This window comes from Flaviramulus aquimarinus, from assembly GCF_039543205.1.
Classification (GTDB): domain Bacteria; phylum Bacteroidota; class Bacteroidia; order Flavobacteriales; family Flavobacteriaceae; genus Flaviramulus_B; species Flaviramulus_B aquimarinus.
On sequence record NZ_BAABJH010000006.1, the window covers coordinates 201,502 to 225,254 of the forward strand.

Genomic DNA, 23,753 nt, shown 5'->3' on the forward strand with positions numbered 1-23,753 from the left:
ACTATATTTACTACATATTTTATATTGAATTTTTTAAAATTACCCTAAGGTGCATTACAATAAAATCAACCAAAATGAATAATATTTTAATAACATCTGCAGGAAGAAGGGTGTCCTTAGTTAAAGCCTTTAAACAAGAAATAAAAGCGAAAGCAGCAAACTCTAAAGTTTTTGTGTCAGATGCATCACCATTATTGTCATCGGCTGCTCAAGTAGCAGATAGTTATTTTGATACCTTTTTGTTGAGCGATGAACGCTATATAGAAGATTTACTTAATAAATGTATTCAAAACAATATTGTACTTATAATTCCAACAATAGATACGGAACTTATAGTGTTAGCTCAAAATAAAGAACGCTTTTTAAACCATAATATATCTATTGTAATTTCAGATGAGTATTTTATTGAAATCGCTGAAAGCAAATTAAAATCAACCGTTTTCTTTGAAAAGTATAATTTAGAATCACCTCAAGTATATCAGAAAGATGATTATAAGTTACCTATGTTTGTTAAACCAATTAATGGGAGTAATAGTGTTGATAATTATATAGTGAAAACCGAAAATCAAGTTTTAGACTATTTTTTCAAGAATGATTCATTATACTTTTTTGAATATTTAGATCATGACTTATATGACGAATACACATGCGATTTATATTATAGTAAAGACAGCGAATTAAAATGTGTCATACCAAGAAAACGAATAGAAGTAAGAGGTGGAGAGGTAAGTAAAGGCATAACCAAAAAGAATAGGATTAAAAAATTTGTGGAGGATAATTTTGCTTCAATTAAAGGCGCTAGGGGGTGTATTACACTGCAATTATTTATGCATAAAGAAACAGAAGCGCTTAAAGGTATAGAAATCAATCCTAGATTTGGAGGAGGCTATCCATTGTCATACTTGGCTGGAGGAAATTACCCAAAATGGATTCTTGAAGAATATATTTATAACGAAACGCTAGAATATCATCACGATTGGGAAGATAATTTATTAATGCTTCGTTATGATGACGAAGTTTTAGTTCATGGTTATGAAGGCTAAAAAAGTTGTTGTTTTCGATTTAGATGACACCTTATACAATGAGAGAGATTATTTAAAATCAGCCTATAATCAAATTGCTTTACTTATTAGTGATGAATTAAGTCTTGATCAGCCTGTTGTTTATCAATATATGATCGAACTTTTTGATGGCAAAAAAAATGTATTCGAAGACATCATTAAAAAATATCAAACTTCATATAGTATTAAAGATTTTTTATATCTATATAGAAATCACAAACCCAATATTAAATTATCTAAAGACAGGCTTGCATTAATTAAGCTTTTACATTCAAAAGGGGTTCCTATGGGAATTTTAACAGATGGAAGATGTGTACAGCAAAGAAATAAGATAGAAGCTCTAGATATAGCAGATTATTTTACAGAGATTATTGTTTCGGAAGAATTTGGAAGTGAAAAACCCAATCCAAAAAACTATAAGTACTTTGAAAAAACCTTTGGTGATGCTAACTATTATTATATAGGCGATAACATTAAAAAGGATTTCGTTACCCCAAATAGCCTCAATTGGACAACTATTAGAGTATTGGATAATGGTTTAAATATTCATAAAAATATAGATTCAAATTTTGATGAAAAGTATTTAGCCCATCATAATGTCAGTGATTTTAATCAAATAACGGCATTATTAGATATTTTGAATTAATTTTCGCTATCCCCCTTTTGCTTATCCATTTCAAATACATTCTAAGAAACATCCATTTTTTTAATGGATATTGGAAGCTTAATTCAAAACAAGTACTTATTAATCTAATAATATATAAAAGGAGGTAATATCAATATTACCTCCTTTTATATATTCACTTAAAGTGTTTTTTAATGACCGTAGTATGATGTATATCTACAGTTATTGTAGTATTTACAACTCCAGTGTCTGTAACATTTGTAATCTGGTTTAACATACTCACAAAGTTCTCCACCTTCTGTACTTGTACCGCTAATGAGATCAAATACACCTTTAGAATATCCAGGGCCAATTTGTAAGTAGCAATTGGTTTTAATTTTGGTATAATAACAGTGGTTTATATATATGTAAATATATTTACCAAATGTACCATTTGTGTTTTTACCTTCTATAGTGAATTTTTCACCTGGCTGTAATACCTTATCAAAAACCTTAGTTCCGTAACATGTATTTTCTCTTTTTTGGTATACGCGTACTCTTTTACTTCTGCACCAGTCAAACTTTAATTTTAACTTATCAACTTTACCAGTACATGGTTTACACTCTTCAATATCCTTACATTCAAGAAGGAAGTTAAAATCAATGACATAAAGACGCTCGTTATTATTACTTAAATCGGTTAACCAACCCCAAGTACTAAGTCCGTTAGCACCAATATTAGAATCGTAATTTGCACCACCAGGACCTATATGTGCTCCATAGTTAGGGGTGTTACCATCATTAGGGTCAGGTCTTTGTTCTAAGCCAAATGTGCCTTCTTGTACACAATCTCCTCCATTAGCAGTTACTCTACTTCTTTCAGAATCAATTACGTAATAGTTTAAATCTTCTTTGTTGGCAGCATCTCCAGCAGTTCCTTCAAATTTATGCTCGCCTCCAATAGCAGACCATTCAGCCCATGTCTTTTTATCTTTAAGCCATACATTAACTTCAACGACACAAGTTCCGTAAACAGTTGAACCTTTAATGTTTGCTGTTCCGTTGTCATATTCTGTAAATACTAACTTGTTATCCTCGGTAGACGAAAAATAAGTAGATCGGTCAAAATAATCGTTACCACCATCTTTGGACCACCAAAAGTTAGCAGCTTGTTGTTAAGCACCAAAAGGCGATCTATCTGCATCAATAATTTTACATTCTTTAATTGCTTTAGGAGAACTTCCATTTGTAGAATTACTGAATGAAGAAAAAGTAAGCTCTTTTTGTAGTATAATTTCACTATCCTCGTTAAGAACAAGACTTGCATCTTCTTCTCCGTCAGAAACGATAATCTCATCTTCTAATTCTGCCTCTATTTCAGCTAATGAAGACGTGTTTTCGGAGTTTTCTGTTAATGTCTCATCTTGACATGAAGCGACTATTACAAATAGCGCTAATAGAAAAAGTTTGGTTAAATGTTTAATAATATATTAATAGTTTTTTACAATTTACCCTACAAATATATTATATATGGCATGTGGCGGTCGTTTTTTTAGACTAAATGTAAAACTATTAGACCTATGAGTTTTCAATTACACTTGGTCGATTTTATTTACATTTTATAAGTTTTAAAATAGTGTTTTTTAGAATAAACAAATACACGGACAGATAATTAGGTAATTATTAGTACAATTTATTATAATTCTTATACAAAAACAATCCATATGTTGTTAACTATTTAAACATATCCATCCCTGGGATATTGGGCATGCCTTCTTTAGCAACTGCAGCCAATTCGGTTTCATTTACTTTAGAAGCTTTTTCTATGGCTTTGTTTAGTGTTAGAATTAAATAATCTTCGAGTTGCTCTTTGTCTTCTAACAATTCATTATCAATTTCAATAGATTTAATAGCTCTATTAGCAGTTAGTGTTATTCTAAGTTTATTGTCACGACTAGACTCGTCAATCAAAACAGTGTCTAATCGCTTTTTTGTTTCTTCAACTCTTTTCTGGGTTTCTTTAAGTTTCCCCATCATATTCATCATATCTCCAAACATAATTTTTTAATATTTAGTTATTCAATACAAAACTATTTAATTTTTCTATTTTTGAAGCCTTAAATTCATTAATAAATACATCTTCATTGAAAAAAACAATTCAGGCTCCAATTGCTAAAAAAGTATCAAAAGAATTAAAGATTCATGATGATTTAAGAATAGATAATTATTATTGGTTAAATGAAAAGGAAAATCCAGAAGTTATTGATTATCTGAATGCAGAAAACGCCTACACAAAGGATGTTATGCAACATACTGAAGTTTTTCAAAATGAGTTGTTTGAAGAAATGAAAGGGCGAATTAAAGAAGATGATTCTACAGTGCCATACAAGTTAAACGGTTACTGGTACATTACTAAGTATGAAGCAGGGAAAGATTACCCCATTTATATTAGGAGAAAGGAAAATTTAGATGCTGAAGATGAAATTCTATTTGATTGTAATGATATGGCAAAAGACCATGCATATTTTAATTTAGGTGGAATTTCTATAAGTCCAGATAACACATTGGCTGCCTTTTCAACAGATGTGGTTAGTAGGCGACAGTATACTATTAAAGTCAAAAATCTGCAAACAGGAGTTATATATACCGATGAAATTATAAATACTACAGGTAGTGTAACTTGGGCTAACGATAATAAAACACTGTTTTATGCTATGAAAGATGAAGTGACTTTGCGTTCTCATAAGATTTTTAAGCATAAACTACACACAGATTCTAAAACGGATACAGAAGTTTTTCATGAAGCAGATGAAACCTTTAACACTTTTGTTTACAAAACAAAATCTAAAAAGTATATTGTTATTGGATCCTCAAGTACTTTGTCTTCTGAATATAGAATTTTAAACGCTGATACGCCTGATGAAGCATTTAAAATATTTCAAAAAAGAACTAAAGATTTAGAATATAATATTGCACATTATAAGGATTCATTTTATATCATTTCTAATTGTGATGGTGCTACTAATTTTAAGCTTCTTAAAACGAATGAACAGACCACAGAAAAAGAATATTGGCATGATGTGATTCCACATAGAAAGAACGTTTTAATTGAAGATATTGAAATTTTTAAAACACATTTAGTAATAAATGAAAGAGAAAACGGGCTAAATAATTTAAGAATTATGAGTTGGGATGGGGAGGAAGATTATTGTTTACAATTTAATTCTAAAACATATATGGCTTATTTGGGCAATAACCCAGATTTTGATAGCGATGTTATGCGCTATGGTTTTAATTCGTTGACTTCACCAAGCGCTGTAATCGACTATAATTTTAAAACTAAACAGAACAAGATTAAAAAAGAGCAACAAGTTCTTGGAGGCAAGTTTAAAAAAGAAAACTATAAATCCGAACGTATTTGGGCTATAGCTAGAGATGGTGTAAAAGTGCCTATATCCATAGTTTACAAAAAAGGTATAAAACTTGATGGTTCCAGTCCTTTATTACAATATGCTTATGGATCTTACGGCTCAACTATAGACCCTTCATTTTCTAGTATTCGTTTAAGCTTACTTGATAGAGGTTTTATATACGCCATTTCACATGTTAGAGGTGGTGAATATTTGGGAAGGGCTTGGTATGAGAATGGTAAACTACTAACAAAGTCAAATACCTTTCATGATTTTATTGATTGCTCAAAACATCTAATAAAACAAAAATACACATCAAATAAACATTTATATGCTTATGGAGGATCTGCAGGAGGTTTATTGATGGGGGCTATTATTAATAAGAATCCAGAGCTTTATAATGGTGTACTAGCAGCTGTCCCTTTTGTTGATGTGGTTACTACAATGCTTGATGATACAATTCCGTTAACAACAGGAGAGTATGACGAATGGGGCAATCCTAATGATGTGAAATACTATAATTATATGAAATCCTATTCGCCATATGATAATGTAGAAGCCAAAGCTTATCCAAATATGCTTGTAACCACAGGTTTACACGATTCTCAAGTGCAATACTGGGAGCCTGCTAAATGGATAGCTAAGCTGAGAGACTTAAAAACAGATACAAACAAGTTATTGTTACATACCGATATGGATTCAGGACATGGCGGTGCTTCAGGTCGTTTTGAAAGTTTAAAGGAAGTTGCGATGGAATATGCCTTTTTACTAGATTTAGAAGGAATTCATGGTTAATAAAAAAAAAAGTTTTATTTTTGTGCCGTTTAAGTCGTATTTATCTTTTAAAGATATAACGATTTTTAAAAAGCATTTATGAAACACAGAAATCAAGTTTTTGATAATGTATTAGATTTAGTAGGCAATACACCGCTTGTTAAACTTAATAAAATAGCTTCCAAGTTTAAAGGTAACTTTTATGCTAAAGTTGAATCTTTTAACCCAGGACACTCTTCAAAAGACAGAATAGCACTTTACATTATAGAGCAAGCCGAAAAGAAAGGTATACTAAACCCAGGTGATACTATTATAGAAACCACTTCTGGTAATACTGGTTTTAGTATTGCTATGGTGAGTATCATAAAAGGTTATGATTGTGTTTTGGCGGTAAGTTCTAAATCGTCTCCAGATAAGATAGACATGCTAAAAACGATGGGAGCAAAAGTATATGTCTGTCCAGCTCATGTTAGTGCAGATGACCCGCGTTCTTATTACGAAGTAGCAAAGCGTTTACACAGTGAAATTAAAGGTTCAGTGTATATTAATCAATATTTTAACCAATTAAATATTGATGCACATTATAAATCAACTGGTCCAGAAATTTGGGGGCAAACAGAAGGTAAAATAACACATCTTGTTGCTTGTAGCGGAACTGGTGGTACTATTTCTGGTACAGCAAAATATTTAAAAGAGCAAAACCCTAATATTAAAGTTATTGGTGTTGATGCTTTTGGTTCAGTGATAAAGAAATATCATGAAACTAGAGAGTTTGATGAAAAAGAAATCTACCCATATAGAATAGAAGGATTAGGTAAAAATTTAATACCAACAGCTACTGATTTTGATGTTATAGACGAATTTGTTAAAGTTACTGATGAAGATAGTGCTCATACAGCACGGTTAATTGCTAAATCAGAAGGTATGTTTGTAGGTTATACTTCTGGTGCCGCAATGCAAGCTATTAAACAGTTAGGTGAGGCAGGCCGATTTAAAAAGAATGATAACGTTGTTATTATATTTCCAGATCACGGCGCAAGATACATGAGTAAGGTTTATTCTGATAAATGGATGAATGAACAAGGGTTTTTTGACAGTAAAAATGAAGCAGCTGCACAAAATATTCAGTATATAAAATAGTAAAAACAACTATTAAAAAGAGATGGTGTTTTATTATATAGGTAAAATACCATCTCTTTTTTTAATTTATCGATAATAGAGCCTTAAAAATTATGTTCAAAGCAGATAAATAATTAATTTTGCAGTAACTAACTAAGACTAAAATTTCTTTAATTTTCTTAAACGCTTAAAACGTTTATGTTCCCTAAAAAGTATTTGATCAGTTGTAGTTATGTCCTAATTTTAATAGCAATACCATTATAATACATGAAAGATTTATTTGATAAAATTTATAAGGACAAAGGACCATTAGGAAAATGGGCTTCTCAGGCAGAAGGGTACTTTGTGTTTCCTAAATTAGAAGGAGAAATTTCTAATCGTATGAAGTTTCAAGGAAAAGATGTTATTACCTGGAGTATAAATGATTATTTAGGATTGGCTAATCATCCTGAAGTACGAAAAGTAGATGCTCAAGCTGCTGCTCAATATGGTTCTGCTTATCCAATGGGAGCAAGAATGATGTCTGGTCATACAGATTTGCATGAAAAACTTCAAAATGAATTGGCTGACTTTGTTAGTAAAGAAGCTGCTTACCTTTTAAATTTTGGTTATCAAGGTATGGTGTCTACTATTGACGCTTTGGTTGCTAAAGATGACATTATTGTGTATGATGTTGATGCACACGCTTGTATTATTGATGGTGTACGATTACATATGGGTAAACGTTTTACATATAAACACAATGATGTAAATAGTTTAGAGAAAAACTTAGAACGTGCCACTAAAATGGCTGAACAAACTGGTGGAGGGATTTTAGTGATATCTGAAGGTGTTTTTGGGATGCGAGGTGAGCAAGGTCGTTTAAAAGAAATTGTAGCCCTTAAAAAGAAATTCAATTTTAGGTTATTTGTCGATGATGCACATGGTTTTGGTACATTAGGAGCTACAGGAGCAGGAGCAGGAGAGGAACAAGGTGTTCAAGATGATATTGATGTGTATTTCGCAACATTTGCAAAATCGTTGGCAAGCACTGGTGCTTTTATAGCAGGTGATCAAGAGATTGTAGATTATTTAAAATACAACTTACGTTCTCAAATGTTTGCAAAATCATTGCAAATGCAATTAGTTGTTGGAGCGCTTAAGCGTTTAGAAATGCTTAAAACTATGCCCGAACTAAAAAACAAGTTATGGGAGAATGTTAATGCATTGCAATCAGGCTTAAAAAAGCGTGGTTTTGATATTGGAACAACCCAAAGTTGTGTCACTCCAGTCTACTTAAAAGGAAGTATTCCAGAAGCTATGGCATTGGTTAGAGACTTGCGTGAAAATTATGGAATATTCTGTTCTATAGTAGTTTACCCAGTAATACCTAAAGGATTAATTTTGCTTCGATTAATACCAACGGCTACGCATACATTAGAAGATGTATCTGAAACCTTAGATGCTTTTGATGCGATTAGAGAACGGTTAGAAAATGGAACTTACAAGCGTCTTTCAGCTGCAGTAATGGCAGCAATGGGCGAATAATTATAAAAATAATAGTAATAAAAAAGTCCGATTTAATTATAAATCGGACTTTTTTATTTTTGGATGCTTGCTTTCTTTTTTAATTGATATTTTTTCTGAACGTTTTTCTACGTTTATAAACTATTGGATCAAAATGCTTCCATATTCTGTGTATAGCTTCATTGTCTTCTAGTTCGGGTGTCCTAAAGCAAGTTTCAATGCCTTTCTCTTTAAATGTTTCGTAGTATTCATTAAATATTACTGCATGAACCCCTTTGTTTTGGTAATCAGGATGGATGCCTATTAAATAAAAAATAACATCTTTACTATTCTTTTTCGCATCCATAATGTGCTTGAACCCAAAAGGAAATAATTTGCCCTTGGTTTTTTGTAGTGCTTTTGCAAAAGCAGGCATAACTATAGCAAAACCAACCATATTATCGCCTTTGTCGACTACAAATTTGATGTATTCTGGATTTATAAAACTTATAAATTTCTTCTTAAAATAATCTTTTTGAATATCATTAATAGCTACAAAAGAGGATAAAGATGCATAACTATCATTAAATAAGTCAAACATTTTGTCAGCGTAAAGCATAACCTCCTCAGTTTTGTTAAGTTTTAATGCTTTTAGTTGGTAGCGCCTTTTGATTAGTTCCTGTGCTTTAAAAAAGAATTCTGGCTTCACATTTTTAAAAGGAAACTTACTTTCTGAATATGATTTTTCTACTTTGAAGTTAGCCGTCTCATAATGTTTTATGTAATATGGATGGTTATACCAAGTAACCATTGGTGCAATCGATTCAAAACCCTCGGTCATAACACCAACTTTATCTAAGTTAGAAAATCCAACTGGGCCTTCTGTATATTCCAGATTATGTGCTTTTCCTATTTTTTCTACCTCATTTAAAAGTGTTTGGGAGACTTCTATATCATCTATAAAATCAAACCAGCCAAAACGCATTTTCTTTTGGTTTTGTTCTTTTACTTCTAACCAATTTATTATAGCTGCCACTCGACCAACAATTTCATTGTTTTTATAGGCTAAAAACAATCTTGCTTCGGCATCATTAAAAACTGGGTTTTCTTTTTTGTTAAAGGTTTTAATTTCTTGACTAATAATAGGTGGAACCCAGTATTTAGAATCTTTATAAAGCTTAAAAGGAAACTTTACAAAAGCTTTTAAGTCTTTTTTAGTATGTACTTCTTTTATTGTTATCATAGTGTAGTGATATGTTTTGACGGCTTAGTCATCATCAAAATCAATATCGTCTTTTTTTCTTTTCTTAACAGTGTCTTCAGGTGTTTGATCTTCTTTATTTTTCTTCTTCTTTTTACCCTTTCGGTTAGCTCTTCTTTTCCCTTCATTTTTGGCAGAAGTATCATTATCTGCTTCTTTATCTTTATGAAAATCTAATCTGTAAGAAGCTCCAAAATTCACACTAAAAACTGATGGCGTATCCTTGGTATTGAACGTTAATGCTGTATCAAGCTGAAAATCTTTCCCCCATAAATACGCACCACCAAATCTAAAAAGGTTATCGGCATAAAAATCACTTTGAATACCTTGTGTTTCGCCAAATATAACCCATTTCGGATTAAAAGAATGTGTTAAGGTTAATATGTATTGAAAATCAGATTGATCAGTTCCAATTCTATCTTTTATTAAATTCATTACAAATACCCAACCGCCCGCAAAATTATTTTGAGTTGCGATCATGACTTTAGGACTAAAACCTTCAATACCAGGAGCCGTGTAAGGGTTGGTTTTTGCATCAAAATTAGCCCCTAAAAATACAGAAACAGCAGGAATTAAAGATTTCCATTTAAACTGTCTGTTTGCTTTCCAGCTATAAAGATTAGGTTTATCTTCTTCAGCATTTTTGTAAGGGTCATAGACTAAGTATTTGGCGCCAACAGCTAAAAACTTGAAGTTTGAGCGTTTTTCTTCCGCAGAAAGGTTTGAAGCAAATGTTTTAGTATCGTTTTGGTAAGTCCCTTCAACGTTTATTTCTAATTCCTCAAACAATAGCCCATAACGAGCGGCAAAGTCAATTCCAAACCCTGAAACTTCATTTGCTACAGTAGGTGTTCTTTTTTCGTTTATAATATATGGGCCAACTTCTAATTGTGCCACATTAGTGCCTACAGAAAAAGCGCTTCTAGAAGTGCCTGGTCTGTTGGAATTTATGACATCGGTGTATTGCGAATAGGCTTGTGTGGTTATTAAACTCAACAAAAAAAATAGGATAGATTTAAAAGGGCTCATAGTCATTGGTTTAATTATATGAATAACAGTATTTATCAAACGCGTTTCAAATATAGATATTTTATACTTTTTTTATCATTCTTGAGCGTTTTTTAAATGATTAGAATTGTATTTTTGTATAAAATTATGGTTATGTTACAATTTGCATCTGCAACTGGCTTTATTAGAATGGTACTTATTATCCTTCTAGTTTATTTTGGAATAAAAATTCTAGCACGTTTATTTTCGCCATTTTTAATAAAATTTGTTGCTAAAAAGGCAGAACAACGTTTTGGTCAGCAATTTGGTGGATTTCAAGGTCAACAACGACAAGAAAAACCTAAAAAAGAAGGCGAGGTTACTATTGATAAAATCCCAAAAGCTAAAACTTCAAATAAAGATGTTGGAGATTATGTTGATTACGAAGAAATTGATTAATTTTCGAAATCATTCTTCTTAAAACTATTTCATGCAATTTTCAATTAAAAAACTACTTCCTCATTTTCTTATTTTAATTGGCTTTATAGGTATTTCTTTAGCATACTTTAATCCTGTATTAAAAGGTAAGGTTATATATCAAAACGATATCGTGCAATTCATTGGCATGAATAAGCAGCAAAAAGATTTTAAAGCTGCCACAGGAGAAGAAACATATTGGACAAACAGTGCTTTTGGAGGTATGCCTACTTACCAATTAGGCGCAAGATATCCTCATAATTATATTAAAAAATTAGATTTAGCACTTCGGTTTTTACCGCGTCCAGCTGATTATTTATTCCTTTACTTGCTAAGTTTTTATGTGTTTTTACTGGTATTAAAAGTCGATTTTAAACTTGCCGCACTAGGCGCAATAGCTTTTGGGTTTTCAACGTATTTAATTATTATCCTTGGTGTAGGACATAATAGTAAAGCACATGCTATTGCCTATATGCCATTGGTCTTAAGTGGTGTTTTGCTAGTTTTTCAGAAGAAATATATAGAAGGATTTTTATTAACTACCGTAGCTATGGGATTGGAGCTAGTGGCCAATCATTTTCAAATGACTTACTATTTAATGTTGTTATTCATAATTTTGGGAATAGCTTATCTTGTTGATGCTTATAAAAAAAAGGTGTTGCCACATTATTTCAAATCGGTTGGAATTTTGGTAGGGGCAGTAGTCATTTCTATTGCTTTAAATGCTACAAACATCTTAGCAACCAATGAATATGTGAAAGAAAGTAAGCGTAGCAAGAGTGAATTGACTATAAACCCTAATGGCTCTCCAAAAGAAGTCACATCTGGTTTAGATAGAGATTATATCACCCAATTTAGTTATGGTATTGCAGAAACATTCAATTTATTTATCCCACGCTTTATGGGTGGTGGGAATAGTGAAGATGTTGGTAAAGACTCTGCTACTTACGAAGCTTTTAGAAAATTAGGAGCGACCACAAGCCAAGCCTTACAAGAATCTAAACATGCACCTATGTATTGGGGCGACCAACCTATCGTAGAAGCGCCAGCCTATATTGGGGCTGTAATATTGTTTTTATTTGTATTCGCCTTGTTTTTAGTAAAAGGGCGATTAAAATGGTGGCTTGTTGGCGGAACAGTGTTATCATTATTGTTGTCTTATGGTAAGAATTTTGGGCTTTTAACCAATGCTTTTATTGATTATGTGCCGCTTTATAACAAGTTTAGAGCTGTTAGTTCTATTCAGGTTATTTTAGAATTATGCGTCCCAGCCTTAGCAATTTTTGGACTAGTGCGATTATTTAATGATTTTGAAAAGAAACAAGATAAGCTGAATGCTTTAAAATATACCTGTTTAATTACAGGAGGAATAGCAGTTGCTTTTTTGTTGTTTAAATCGTCCTTATTTGATTTTGTTGGAGCGAATGATGGTTTTTACCGCCAAAATTACGGACAAGACTTTATTGATGCTATTAGAGCAGATAGAAAAACTGTTTACACTCAAGATACACTAAGAACATTGATTTTGGTCTTGTTATCCGCAGGCACTATTTATATGTTTTTAAAAGATAAATTAAAAGAAAAGTGGGTAATTATTATATTTTGCGCTCTTGTTCTTTTCGATTTGGTTGGTGTTGGTAGACGTTACGTGAACAACAATGATTTTGTTTCAGGAATAAAAATGAGTAAGCCGTTTGAGGTCAGTGAAGTCGATACATATATTTTAAGAGATACCACACATTATCGGGTTTTTGATTTGGTTTCAGGGCCATCAAAGCCCTCGTATTTTCACAACTCATTAAATGGGTATAATGCTGCGGAATTAAGACGTTATAGCGAAGTTTTTAATTTTTACATCTCAAAAAATAACATCAATGTATTGAGTATGCTGAATACTAAATATATTATTGCACAGGATGAAAAAGGAAATCCATTTCCTTATCAGAATGATGATGCTAATGGAAATGCTTGGTTTGTTAAAACTTTAGAAAGCGTTGATTCTGCAAATGAAGAAATTACCTTATTGGATAGTTTGGATAATAAAAATAAGGCCATTTACCAGCCTCAAGGATTAAGAGAGAATGAGGATTATAGTAATGAATTTTTGGTCGATTCTTTGGCTTCAATAAAATTGAAAGTAGTAAAACCTAATTATTTGAAATATCAATCTAACAACTCAAATGATGGATTTGCTGTATTTTCAGAAGTATATTATGGCAATGGTTGGAAGACTTATATTGATGGAAAGCCCATCAACCATATCCGTGTAAATTATATTTTAAGAGGTATGGCCATTCCGTCAGGAAGCCACACCATAGAGTTTAGATTTGACCCTGATGTTGTTAAAACAGGTAGTAATATTGCATTAGCAAGTTCTGTTTTGTTAGGGTTTTTGTTACTTGGTGGTTTGTTTTATAAATTTAGAAGAACTAATGAATCTGCAGAGTGATACTCTCTCAATGGGAGAGGTGTCCAAAAAAGGACAGAGAGGGCTTAAGAACGTTTTAATTATAACGTATTATTGGCCACCAGCTGGCGGTCCTGGAGTACAACGCTGGTTAAAGTTTGTAAAATATTTGCCAGATTTTAATATTACTCCGATTGTTTATGTTCCTGAAAAACCTAACTATCCTTTAATAGATAAAAGTTTAGTTTCAGAAGTCTCAAATGGTATTACTATTCTAAAACACCCCATAAATGAGCCATATAAATGGGCGGGACTGTTTTCGAAAAAAACTTCAAAAACTATTAGTAAAGGCATTATTGCAGATAATAAGCAACAATCTTTCATTGAGAAAATCATGCTTTTTGTGCGCGGTAATTTCTTTGTTCCTGATGCCAGAGTAGGATGGGTAAAGCCTTCGGTAAACTATCTTTCAGAATACATTCAAAAAGAAAATATCGAAACCATTATAACTACAGGGCCACCACACAGTTTGCACCTTATTGGTTTAAAACTAAAAGAAAAACTGGGTGTGAAGTGGTTAGCAGATTTTAGAGACCCATGGACAACTATTGGTTATCATAAGCAATTGAAGCTTACAGCATCCTCAAAAGCTAAGCATGAATCTTTAGAAAAACAGGTTTTAAATGCAGCCGACCAGATTATTGTAACCAGTTTTACGACCAAAAACGAGTTTCAACAACTAACAAAGCGCCCTATTACCGTTATTACTAATGGTTATGATAACGAATCTTCTGAAGTTTTTAAATTAGATTCAAAATTCACGTTATCCCATATCGGGTCATTATTATCAAAACGAAACCCAGAAATATTATGGAAAGCACTAAGTAATTTAGTAAATGAAAACGCTGATTTTTCAAAAGATTTTCAACTGAATTTTATTGGTTCTGTAAGTGAAAACGTAATGGCTTCTGTTGAAAAAAATAATTTAAGTGATTATATAAATAATATAGGTTATGTATCACATAAAGAGGCTATTGATTTTCAAAAAAAATCACAAATATTATTGTTAATTGAAATCAATTCAAAAGACACTAAATGCATTATTCCTGGTAAGTTATTTGAATACATGATTTCAAACAGACCTATCGTGGCGATTGGACCAAAAGGAGCCGATGTTGAAAAAATCATTAAAGAAACGAATACGGGTAGTTACTTTAATTATGACGATAACGAATCGTTAAAAAGAATTATCTTAGAGCATTATAAGGCTTTTCAAAATAAAACATTACAATCGCATCCAATAGGGTTGCAAAAGTATCATAGAAAGTCGCTTACGCAAATGCTATCTAAACTATTATAATGGGACTCGTTGCTTCACAATCCTTTAAAAACATTATTTACACTTATTTGGGGTTTCTTATTGGAGCAATTAACGCCCTGTTTCTTTACACCGAATTTTTGAGTGATGACTATTACGGTATGGTAGGCTATATGCTGTCTTTAGCTTATGTAATCATGCCTTTAATGGGATTTGGCGTACACAATACATTAGTTAAATTTTATTCATCTTTTAAAACAAGAGTGTCCATAAATAGTTTTTTAACGCTCATGTTGGTTTTGCCAACACTTATTATAACGCCTTTATTTTTAATCATTTATACGAGTTATGATTGTATTGGCGATTTTCTTTCTCGGGAAAATGAAATCATCAAAGGGTATTTATGGCATACATTCTTTATCGCAATTGCATTGGCTTATTTTGAAGTGTTTTTTGCTTGGGCTAAAGTGCAAATGCAAACCGTTTTTGGAAACTTTATGAAAGAAGTGTTCCATAGAGCTGGTGCAATGGTTTTGTTGTTTTTATTTCATTTTGAAGTCATTAACCTTGAGCAGTTTATGGCTGGACTAGTAGTGGTTTATGTTTTTAGAATGCTGATTATGAGCGCGTATGCATTTAGTATAAAACTCCCGGTCATTACATTTAAGCGTTTAAATAATTTGTCTAGTGTCTTAAAATATTCACTTTTAATAATAATTGCAGGCTCTATTGCTACCATACTTTTAGATATTGATAAAGTAATGCTTGGACATTATATTGAAATTAAGGAAATAGCCTATTACAGTGTGGCTATTTATATTGCAGCGGTTATTTCTGTGCCCCAACGTGCTATGCATCAAATATTGTTACCATTATCTGCTAAGTATTTAAATGAAAAAGATTTTGACGCTTTAGAGGATTTATATAAACGCAGTTCTTTAAATCTATTTATTGTAGGAGGCTTTGTTTTTTTATTGATTATCTTGAACATCAATCAACTATACTATATTATTCCAGAAGAGTTTAGCGGTGGTTTGTTTGTGGTGTTTATAATTGGTATTGCTAAATTGTACGATTCCCTTTTAGGCAGTAATAACGCTATTCTGTTTAATAGTGATTATTATAGGGTCGTGCTCGTATTAGGTGTTATTCTGGTAATTTTAATGATTATTCTAAACATTATTTTTATTCCATTATTAGGTATAAATGGCGCTGGTATAGCTACATTCTTGGCTGTTTTTATATATAATTCCATCAAGTTATTTTTTGTGTACAGGAAATTTAAAATTTTTCCATTCACTTGGTACACATTAAAAATAGGAAGTTTTATAGTAGCAAGTATATTGCTGTTTTATTTCTGGGAGTTTCCGTTTCATCCCATTGTTAACATTGGATTAAAATCTATCTTAATTACTGTTATCTATATTTTTGTAGTTTATAAGTTTAATTTTTCAGAAGATATATCGTTACTTATAAAACGCTATTTGAAATTGAAGTAGTCATTGCTTTTGCAGGAAATTAAAAACAGAAAACCCCGCAACGTCGCTTTGAGGCAAACATATTGCAGGGCTTTCTTAACTAACCAACCAAAGTTATTATGATCGTCTTTTTGTTGTCGATCTTATATTATTGCCAGAAGTACGCTTATTTTGTGTAACCCTCGGTTTATTTATGGTACGTTGAGCTACTTGTGTATTTCTAGTGTTATTATTGCTTCTAGTGTATGTACGAGAATTTGAACGGTTTGGTTTTTGGGTAATCGTATTTTTTCTGGTACGGGTTACTGTTCTCGTTATATTGTTACTAGGTCTTGTACTTCTAGTGTTAACGATTTGTCGTGTTCGTTTAGTATTACTAATTTGAGAACTGCTTCTAGAAGGTGTTCTTGTAACATCTCTTTTTGCAATATGAGTAGACTTTGTATTGTTAAGTCTTTTAGCACTTTTGTTAACTGTAGATGTACTTGTTCTTCTATTTGCTGTATTATCATTACGTCTAACCGTAGTGTTTTGAGCAACAGATCGTCTAGAATTAGCGCTTCTGTTTATTTGCGTTACATTTCTTTTACTTCTATTAACGGTTGCATAACCTCTGTTTCTTGCAATAGTGTTGCCACGTCTGTTCGCAATAGCAGTTCTAGGCCTGTAGTTGTTGTAAAACGGTCTGTTATAGGTATAACGCACTGGGTTGTAATATTGTCTGTAAGGCCTGTTGTAAACCACACAGTAATTATAAGCGGGAATGCTATAGAATCTGTGCCATGGTCTGTGAATATATCCTCTGTTATACACATTTATATATCCAGTATAATGTGAGTATACATGGTTTCTGTAAAACACATTCAATCCACCTATACGGTTTATGTAACCAAAGTTGTTGTAATATATGTTTATATTTCCAGCTTGACTGATACGCCCGTAGTAATCATAATAAATAGGAATGTTTTCTATTTGAATAATGGCTCCAAATTCATCATACTGCACATAAGCATTATAATCGTAACCTGAATTAAAGCTAAAGTTTACATTAGGCGATCCAATAGAAACATTTAAACGCGAATTTCCTCTTAAAATATTAAAATCGAATTGTCCATCTCGGAATACCGAAAACTCAACACCATCCACATTAAAGATGAAAGAATTACTATACCCTCCGTAATACGTTGATGTTGGATTGGTGTTAGTATGAAGTGCGTCGGCATTAACGGTAAATCCTGTAAGGATTAAACCTGCTAATAAAAATATGTGTTTTTTCATAATAGAATGTTTTAGGGTGTTATACGATTTGGTAATTACAAACAGTGTGCCAAAAAATGAGAGTAAAATTTAATGGACTGTAAATCCTAGGAAAATAGTTAACAACTTTTTTTAAGTTGAAATGATAAACATTGATTTTGTTAGAAAAATTATTGAAATTCGTTTAACATTAGATATAAAACATTAAAAAGATTTTATATCAAGTAGTTGGTAAACATTTGAAATTAACACAATGAAAAAAATTATTTTTATTTCAATTAATCTATTTGTTATTATCAATTGGGTGTCAGCACAGAATACTTACTCAGATTTACTCAATATTCCATTAACGGATAATGAATTTAGTGGTATATATACTTCGGAAATCAAGCTAAATAAAACAGAAAAAAAAACAGTTAAAATTCATGTTTATGAAACTGATATAAACGCCTATTATAGAAGACCAATAAAGATAGCCTTTGGTAAGGTTGAGATTTTAGAAAGAAAAAAAAATAAAGGCCCATCTAAATCTGTCCTTTTTGACGGAAAGTTAATTAGGAAAGGGAATGAAGTCTATTTAGAAATAAATTATATACAAGATAATGGGAATAACCCTTTAAAATTAAGAAAAGGCTCTAAATTAAAATTTGCAAAAAACAATACACCTAAAATAATTTACAAGACTTATAGTTTAGGAAATATTGAGCTATTAAAGATTGATGGAATTAATTCTTTTTCAAAAATGGTTGAAGACTATTATCTACAAAAACTTAAAGATAGATATAGTGCAGGCAACTTAAACATTGGAAGAAGATCCATAATGAGAAATGTCTATAAAGATGATGAAATGGTGCTTTATAATTATGGTATTAGAGGCATAAATATATCAACTAAAGTTAATCAGTTAGAAGATATGTTCAATATAAATACTATTAAAGCAAATTATTCATACTCGGGAAATCCTAATGCTACCGATTCAAACTTTTATAACACCATTAAAAAAGAGACTGGAAAAAAAATAAATGAAATTTTTTCAAATAAAGGATCACTAGTTTTTTGCTATCTCCCAAATATTAATAAAATCGAATTATACAATAAAGGTGAACATAACTTTAATGCTTTTGTTAATAGAACAAATGGTGATTTATCATTTGTAGTAAAACCGACCTCAGGGTTTGAAAGTAAAGTAGCATCCAATACAGAAAGACTTATCCAAAAAGAAGAAAAGGAAGAACAAATGCGGCAAAATAAGCTAAGAGCCGAAAAGAAAAAGAGACAAGAACAGTTTGAAAAAGAATTCGAAATAAAACGGTCTAAACTTCCATTAGATGAAAGGATTTCAATGAAAGATGTTATGACAGACGAATCAAACATATACTTCTTTCAATATATTTATTATGGATTGTTTTCGAAGGCCAGAAATTATCATCAGCCAAAATCAAACTACTTTTCAACTCTATATTGTAATTTTCATATTCTTTTAAGTAGAAAGAATTCAGAATACTTTCAGACGAATTCAGATTATTCTCAAATCACGATTAGGAATGAAGATCAGACAAGAGAAGTATGGATTGAAAAAAGATATGCATCAGCTTTAAAAGAGAATGTAAAACGGTCTAAAATAAATTATAGTAACTCTATCGATTTATTTTCTTTGCAAAGAGATCTTAATGTATTAACCAAAGATATGAAGGGATTTGTAAACTCTTATAATCCAAAAAGTCCAATTATGATTAGGTTAAGGGAGAATCTTTATAGATACAGTGAGGGACTTGATGCACTTTGATTATAACACAAACCGTTAAATGAAACAAAGAACTCGAAGTTATATAACTTCGAGTTCTTTGTTTCTAGATTTAATCTTAAAAAATTATCTTTTATTCTTTTTGCGTTTCTTCACTTAACCATTTTGTTTAAAACAGTAATAGTCGTCATCATACCATTCCTCATATCGACATGATAATAGAATAGATTTATAATGTTTATTAATAAAAAACCTTACTTTTATAAAAACCAATCATTTTTAATGAAAAACAACCTAGAAACTTGTAAAAATTGCGAACAACAGTTTGAAGATGGTTTTAAGTTTTGCCCACATTGCGGTCAACAAGCCAAAGACGAATTAACTGTTAAGGTGTTGTTTTATAATACCATAAGTAATTATTTTTCTTTTGATGCTCGCTTTTTTAAAAGCTTTATCCCGCTATTATTTAAGCCTGGTTATTTAGCCAGTAAATTTATTGAAGGCAAACGTTTGTTGTACTTGCATCCGGCGCAGTTGTACTTGTTTATTTCGGTTGTATTTTTCTTTTTGTTTTCATTTATAGCCAGACAATCTGTTGAAGATTTTGACACAGCACTTCAAAAAGGATTTGAAAGTGATAATGTTGTGAAATCTATTGATCCCAAACTCATAGATTCCGTGGCCTTAACAGAGCTATCAAAGACCTTAAAAGATAGTACAATCATTAAAAGCCTTAATAAAAACAATTTAAAAGCTCTAGATTCTATTATAACAAATGCAACTATAGAAAGGGATAGTGTTAATACGTTTGAATTTGATTATGATAAAACAAAAGTAGATTCGTTAATCAAAATAAACGCTCCTGAAGCTGAAAAATTAAGGGCCATGGGCATGGAAGATGATGCTGGATTTTTTAAACGCAGGTTTTATTCAAAAATGTTGAAGTTTCAGGAACATAGTGGCAAAGGGATTTTACAAGCGTTTTATGACAATATACCCATATCTTTATTTGTACTGTTACCCATTTTTGCGCTTATTTTAAAAATCCTGTTTTTTAGGCGTGGTGCTTTTGCGCATCATTTGGTATTTAGCTTTTATTTTTACTCATTTTTATTTACGGTTTTTAGTATAATCCTATTGGCTAATTTAATATGGAAAATACCAGATTTTATAAGTATTCTTATAGCTTTATCTACATTTTTCTATTTGTTTCTGGCCATTAAGAATTTTTATAAGCAAGGTTACTTTATAAGCTTTTTTAAAACCTGCCTTGTTAGTTTTATTTATTTAACTTTTGTGGTACCCATTGCAGTTATCATGATGGCAGTAGGGTCCTTTTTGTTTTATTGAAATTGTTAAGGTCTGCCAGCTATTCGATAGATTCTGAAATGCGTTTAGTATTTTAGAGTTTCTCTTTTAAATACTTCCCGGTTTCAGAAGTTTTTACTTTAATAATAGCTTCTGGTGTACCAAATGCCACTAGATTACCGCCTGTTAAACCACCTTTAGGGCCTAAGTCAATAATATGGTCAGCGCATTTAATAAGGTCCAGATTATGTTCTACAACTATAATGGAATGTCCTTTTTCAATCAACGCATTAAATGACTTTAACAATTTTTGAATATCATGAAAATGAAGACCTGTAGTAGGTTCGTCAAAAATAAAGAGTGTTTTGTCTTTGTTATTTCCTTTTCCTAAAAAGGTTGCCAGTTTAATACGTTGAGCTTCGCCACCAGAAAGGGTAGAGGAGCTTTGCCCTAAAGTAACATAGCCCAAGCCTACATCTTGCAGAGGTTGCAATTTGGTTTTAATTTTAGTTTGTTGGTTAGCATCAAAAAATGCAACGGCATCATCAATGGTTAGGTTTAAAATATCATCAATACTTTTACCAGCATATCTCACTTCTAGAACTTCTTTTTTAAAGCGTTTGCCTTTACAGGTTTCGCATTCCAAATGTACATCTGCCATAAATTGCATTTCAATAGTGACTTCACCTTCACCTTTGCAAGTTTCACAACGTCCGCCGTCTACATTAAAAGAAAAGTGTTTGGCTTGGTAGTTCCTAATCGTACTGAGTTTCTGTTTTGAATAAAGTGCACGAATATCATCATACGCTTTAATATAAGTTACAGGATTTGAACGCGATGAGCGACCAATTGGATTTTGATCAACAAACTCAATATGTTTTATGTTGCTGAAATCGCCTTCTAAGGCAGTGAATTGGCCTGGTTTATCACCAAAATCGGTTAATTTCTTTTGGAGTGCAGGATATAAAATCTTTTTAACAAGTGTACTTTTGCCACTACCAGAAACACCAGTAATTACGGTTAACATACCTAACGGGAAGCTAACATCAATATTCTTTAAGTTATTTTCTCTGGCGCCTATAATGTCAACACTATATTTTGAGGCCCTTCTGGTTTTAGGAACCTCAATACTTAGCACTTCATTTAAATATTTAGCTGTTAAAGATTCTGATGCTAAAATATCTGTATAGGTGCCTTTAGCGACTACGTGACCTCCAAAAGTTCCAGCTTCTGGACCAATATCTATAATAATATCGGCAGATTTCATGATGTCCTCGTCATGCTCAACCACAATAACCGTATTTCCTAAATCGCGTAATGATTTTAAAACGGATATTAAGCGTTCTGTATCTTTTGGATGTAAGCCAATGCTAGGCTCATCTAAAATATACATAGAACCCACAAGGCTACTTCCTAAAGAGGTTGCTAAATTAATACGCTGACTCTCACCTCCAGATAAGGTATTTGATTTTCTGTTTAATGTTAGATAGTCTAAACCTACATTGGCAAGAAATGATAATCGGTTATTTATTTCCTTTAATAGCCTGTTGGCAATTTTTGTGTCGTAATCGTTTAATTCTAATTGCTTGAAGAAATTTGTTAATTTATCCAATGGCATTTCAACCAGATCGGTAATGGTCGACCCTGCTATTTTCACGTAATTGGCCTCAGTACGTAAGCGTTTACCATCACAGGATTTGCATTTGGTTTTTCCGCGGTAACGCGATAACATCACACGATTTTGAATTTTATAAGCCTTGGACTCTAACTCAGTAAAAAAAGAATTTAAACCTTCAAAATATTGATTTCCAGCCCATATGAGTTGTTTTTGAGCATCGCTTAATTCAAAATATGGTTTGTGTATTGGAAAATCGAATTTATGTGAATTATTTACGAGTTGGTCTTTATACCAGCTCATACTTTCGCCTCGCCATGGAAAAATGGCACTTTCGTATACTGAAAGCCCTGTATTTGGAATTACTAAATCATTATCAATACCAATAATATCACCATAACCTTCACACTTCGGACATGCGCCGTAAGGGTTATTAAAGCTAAACAAATGAACATTAGGTTCTAGGAAATTAATACCATCTAATTCAAATTTGTTACTAAAATGGTGTTGTTTGTTATCGTTTAGCGTTTCGATAATACATTCGCCTTTACCTTCAAAAAAGGCTGTTTGTATGGCATCTGCCAGTCTATTATAAAAATTTTCTTCGTTTTTAGTGATGATTCTATCAACGACCAAGTGTATAGTGTCTTTTTTGTTGATAGATTCGACTTCATCAATTCTGACTACTGAACCATTTACTTTAACCCTTGCATAACCTTGTTGTTGCAAGGCTTTTAGTTTATCTTCTATGGTTCGTCCTTCTTCTAGGTAAATAGGAGCGAGGAGTAATAACTTTTTACCTTCAGTAAAGGTTTTTAAATAATTCAAGACATCTGTAATTGTATCCTTTTTTACTTCTAAGCCAGAAGCAGGAGAATATGTTTTACCAATTCTAGCGAATAATAGTTTTAGGTAATCGTAAATTTCTGTTGTTGTACCAACGGTTGAACGCGGATTGGTAGAATTTACTTTTTGCTCAATGGCAATAGCAGGAGCAATTCCTTTTATATAATCAACTTTAGGTTTATTAAGTCGTCCTAAAAACTGACGTGCATAACTTGATAAGCTTTCCACATAGCGTCTTTGGCCTTCAGCATAAAGCGTATCAAAGGCTAAACTGGATTTTCCAGAACCAGATAAACCAGTAATAACCACTAACTTATTTCTTGGTATAACAACATCAATATTTTTTAGGTTGTGTAATTTGGCACCTTTTATAATGATGTTTTCTTTTGGGTTTACTTCTGAAATAGCAGTGTTCATAGGATTTTAACGGAAATAATCTTGCAAAGATACTATAAGTATTTGAGCATAAAAAATGCATTATTATCGAATAAAATGTTAAAAAAAGGTGTTAATTTTTGCATTTTAGGAATGATTGTTGTTATATTTGAAACATAATAAGCTATTAAATAAACACTCGCCTATACGCAGAACATTACTTTTAA

At 31.8% G+C, this 23,753-nt stretch carries 16 protein-coding genes; 11 read left to right on the forward strand and 5 right to left on the reverse strand.

Annotation, left to right across the window (positions count from 1 at the left end; genetic code table 11):
* Nucleotides 1–74 precede the first annotated feature (74 nt).
* The gene (locus ABD941_RS12410; RefSeq protein ID WP_345274459.1) at nucleotides 75–1,043 is read left to right on the forward strand and encodes an ATP-grasp domain-containing protein; all 969 of its coding nucleotides are present in this window, start codon (nucleotides 75–77) and stop codon (nucleotides 1,041–1,043) included.
* Nucleotides 1,033–1,707, forward strand: coding sequence for an HAD family hydrolase (locus ABD941_RS12415; RefSeq protein ID WP_345274460.1), 675 nt, complete (start codon nucleotides 1,033–1,035; stop codon nucleotides 1,705–1,707). The genes ABD941_RS12410 and ABD941_RS12415 overlap by 11 nt, the downstream gene beginning before the upstream one ends.
* Nucleotides 1,708–3,399: 1,692 nt before the next feature.
* Here the strand turns inward: ABD941_RS12415 and ABD941_RS12420 are convergent.
* Nucleotides 3,400–3,723 carry a YbaB/EbfC family nucleoid-associated protein gene (locus ABD941_RS12420; RefSeq protein ID WP_345274461.1) on the reverse strand — a complete coding sequence of 108 codons (324 nt, stop codon included), beginning with the start codon at nucleotides 3,721–3,723 and terminating at the stop codon, nucleotides 3,400–3,402.
* Between the two features lie 86 nt (nucleotides 3,724–3,809).
* Between ABD941_RS12420 and ABD941_RS12425 the strand changes: the two genes are divergently transcribed.
* From ABD941_RS12425 to capB, 3 genes are all read left to right on the forward strand, one after another.
* On the forward strand, nucleotides 3,810–5,870 hold the full coding sequence (locus ABD941_RS12425; protein WP_345274462.1) for a S9 family peptidase: 2,061 nt from the start codon (nucleotides 3,810–3,812) through the stop codon (nucleotides 5,868–5,870).
* A 78-nt stretch (nucleotides 5,871–5,948) separates the two neighbouring features.
* On the forward strand, nucleotides 5,949–6,989 hold the full coding sequence (capA, locus tag ABD941_RS12430; protein ID WP_345274463.1) for a cysteate synthase: 1,041 nt from the start codon (nucleotides 5,949–5,951) through the stop codon (nucleotides 6,987–6,989).
* A 246-nt stretch (nucleotides 6,990–7,235) separates the two neighbouring features.
* A complete protein-coding gene (gene capB / locus ABD941_RS12435; RefSeq protein ID WP_345274464.1) occupies nucleotides 7,236–8,495 on the forward strand; it encodes a cysteate-C-fatty acyltransferase in 1,260 nt (419 codons plus the stop codon).
* 79 nt (nucleotides 8,496–8,574) lie between these two features.
* Here capB and ABD941_RS12440 read toward each other — a convergent pair whose 3' ends face one another.
* On the reverse strand, nucleotides 8,575–9,696 hold the full coding sequence (locus tag ABD941_RS12440; protein WP_345274465.1) for a GTP cyclohydrolase: 1,122 nt from the start codon (nucleotides 9,694–9,696) through the stop codon (nucleotides 8,575–8,577).
* A 24-nt stretch (nucleotides 9,697–9,720) separates the two neighbouring features.
* Nucleotides 9,721–10,743, reverse strand: coding sequence for a transporter (locus ABD941_RS12445; RefSeq protein ID WP_345274466.1), 1,023 nt, complete (start codon nucleotides 10,741–10,743; stop codon nucleotides 9,721–9,723).
* A 132-nt stretch (nucleotides 10,744–10,875) separates the two neighbouring features.
* On the opposite strand from ABD941_RS12445, the gene ABD941_RS12450 reads away from it, so the two are divergent.
* The 4 genes from ABD941_RS12450 to ABD941_RS12465 are packed head-to-tail and all read left to right on the forward strand — an operon-like array spanning nucleotide 10,876 to nucleotide 16,402.
* Nucleotides 10,876–11,160 carry a DUF4834 family protein gene (locus tag ABD941_RS12450; protein WP_345274467.1) on the forward strand — a complete coding sequence of 95 codons (285 nt, stop codon included), beginning with the start codon at nucleotides 10,876–10,878 and terminating at the stop codon, nucleotides 11,158–11,160.
* A 31-nt stretch (nucleotides 11,161–11,191) separates the two neighbouring features.
* Nucleotides 11,192–13,627, forward strand: coding sequence for a YfhO family protein (locus tag ABD941_RS12455; RefSeq protein WP_345274468.1), 2,436 nt, complete (start codon nucleotides 11,192–11,194; stop codon nucleotides 13,625–13,627).
* Nucleotides 13,628–13,637: 10 nt separating this feature from the next.
* Entirely contained in the window at nucleotides 13,638–14,945 is a 1,308-nt protein-coding gene (locus ABD941_RS12460) for a glycosyltransferase family 4 protein (protein WP_345274626.1), read from the forward strand.
* Nucleotides 14,945–16,402 carry a lipopolysaccharide biosynthesis protein gene (locus ABD941_RS12465; protein ID WP_345274469.1) on the forward strand — a complete coding sequence of 486 codons (1,458 nt, stop codon included), beginning with the start codon at nucleotides 14,945–14,947 and terminating at the stop codon, nucleotides 16,400–16,402. Before ABD941_RS12460 ends, ABD941_RS12465 begins: the two co-directional genes overlap by 1 nt.
* 96 nt (nucleotides 16,403–16,498) lie before the next feature.
* Here the strand turns inward: ABD941_RS12465 and ABD941_RS12470 are convergent, their stop codons facing one another.
* A complete protein-coding gene (locus tag ABD941_RS12470) occupies nucleotides 16,499–17,659 on the reverse strand; it encodes a hypothetical protein (protein ID WP_345274470.1) in 1,161 nt (386 codons plus the stop codon).
* Between the two features lie 232 nt (nucleotides 17,660–17,891).
* Between ABD941_RS12470 and ABD941_RS12475 the strand changes: the two genes are divergently transcribed.
* Together ABD941_RS12475 and ABD941_RS12480 are read left to right on the forward strand one after the other, a co-directional pair.
* The gene (locus tag ABD941_RS12475) at nucleotides 17,892–19,424 is read left to right on the forward strand and encodes a hypothetical protein (protein WP_345274471.1); all 1,533 of its coding nucleotides are present in this window, start codon (nucleotides 17,892–17,894) and stop codon (nucleotides 19,422–19,424) included.
* 240 nt (nucleotides 19,425–19,664) lie between these two features.
* Entirely contained in the window at nucleotides 19,665–20,732 is a 1,068-nt protein-coding gene (locus ABD941_RS12480) for a DUF3667 domain-containing protein (RefSeq protein WP_345274472.1), read from the forward strand.
* A gap of 52 nt (nucleotides 20,733–20,784) precedes the next feature.
* On the opposite strand, the gene uvrA is transcribed toward ABD941_RS12480, so the two are convergent.
* Nucleotides 20,785–23,568, reverse strand: a complete 2,784-nt coding sequence (gene uvrA / locus ABD941_RS12485; RefSeq protein ID WP_345274473.1) for an excinuclease ABC subunit UvrA — start codon at nucleotides 23,566–23,568, stop codon at nucleotides 20,785–20,787.
* Between the last annotated feature and the right edge of the window lie 185 nt (nucleotides 23,569–23,753).

What these genes read in the sequence shown, in the direction of transcription:
- ABD941_RS12420 (WP_345274461.1), bottom strand. Translation starts at nt 3,723, where the DNA reads ATGTTTGGAGATATGATGAATATGATGGGGAAACTTAAAGAAACCCAG.
- ABD941_RS12480 (WP_345274472.1), top strand. Translation starts at nt 19,665, where the DNA reads ATGAAAAACAACCTAGAAACTTGTAAAAATTGCGAACAACAGTTTGAA.
- ABD941_RS12470 (WP_345274470.1), bottom strand. Translation starts at nt 17,659, where the DNA reads ATGAAAAAACACATATTTTTATTAGCAGGTTTAATCCTTACAGGATTT.
- ABD941_RS12410 (WP_345274459.1), top strand. Translation starts at nt 75, where the DNA reads ATGAATAATATTTTAATAACATCTGCAGGAAGAAGGGTGTCCTTAGTT.
- ABD941_RS12415 (WP_345274460.1), top strand. Translation starts at nt 1,033, where the DNA reads ATGAAGGCTAAAAAAGTTGTTGTTTTCGATTTAGATGACACCTTATAC.
- ABD941_RS12450 (WP_345274467.1), top strand. Translation starts at nt 10,876, where the DNA reads ATGTTACAATTTGCATCTGCAACTGGCTTTATTAGAATGGTACTTATT.
- ABD941_RS12460 (WP_345274626.1), top strand. Translation starts at nt 13,638, where the DNA reads ATGGGAGAGGTGTCCAAAAAAGGACAGAGAGGGCTTAAGAACGTTTTA.
- ABD941_RS12465 (WP_345274469.1), top strand. Translation starts at nt 14,945, where the DNA reads ATGGGACTCGTTGCTTCACAATCCTTTAAAAACATTATTTACACTTAT.
- ABD941_RS12440 (WP_345274465.1), bottom strand. Translation starts at nt 9,696, where the DNA reads ATGATAACAATAAAAGAAGTACATACTAAAAAAGACTTAAAAGCTTTT.
- ABD941_RS12455 (WP_345274468.1), top strand. Translation starts at nt 11,192, where the DNA reads ATGCAATTTTCAATTAAAAAACTACTTCCTCATTTTCTTATTTTAATT.
- uvrA (WP_345274473.1), bottom strand. Translation starts at nt 23,568, where the DNA reads ATGAACACTGCTATTTCAGAAGTAAACCCAAAAGAAAACATCATTATA.
- capA (WP_345274463.1), top strand. Translation starts at nt 5,949, where the DNA reads ATGAAACACAGAAATCAAGTTTTTGATAATGTATTAGATTTAGTAGGC.
- ABD941_RS12475 (WP_345274471.1), top strand. Translation starts at nt 17,892, where the DNA reads ATGAAAAAAATTATTTTTATTTCAATTAATCTATTTGTTATTATCAAT.
- capB (WP_345274464.1), top strand. Translation starts at nt 7,236, where the DNA reads ATGAAAGATTTATTTGATAAAATTTATAAGGACAAAGGACCATTAGGA.
- ABD941_RS12445 (WP_345274466.1), bottom strand. Translation starts at nt 10,743, where the DNA reads ATGAGCCCTTTTAAATCTATCCTATTTTTTTTGTTGAGTTTAATAACC.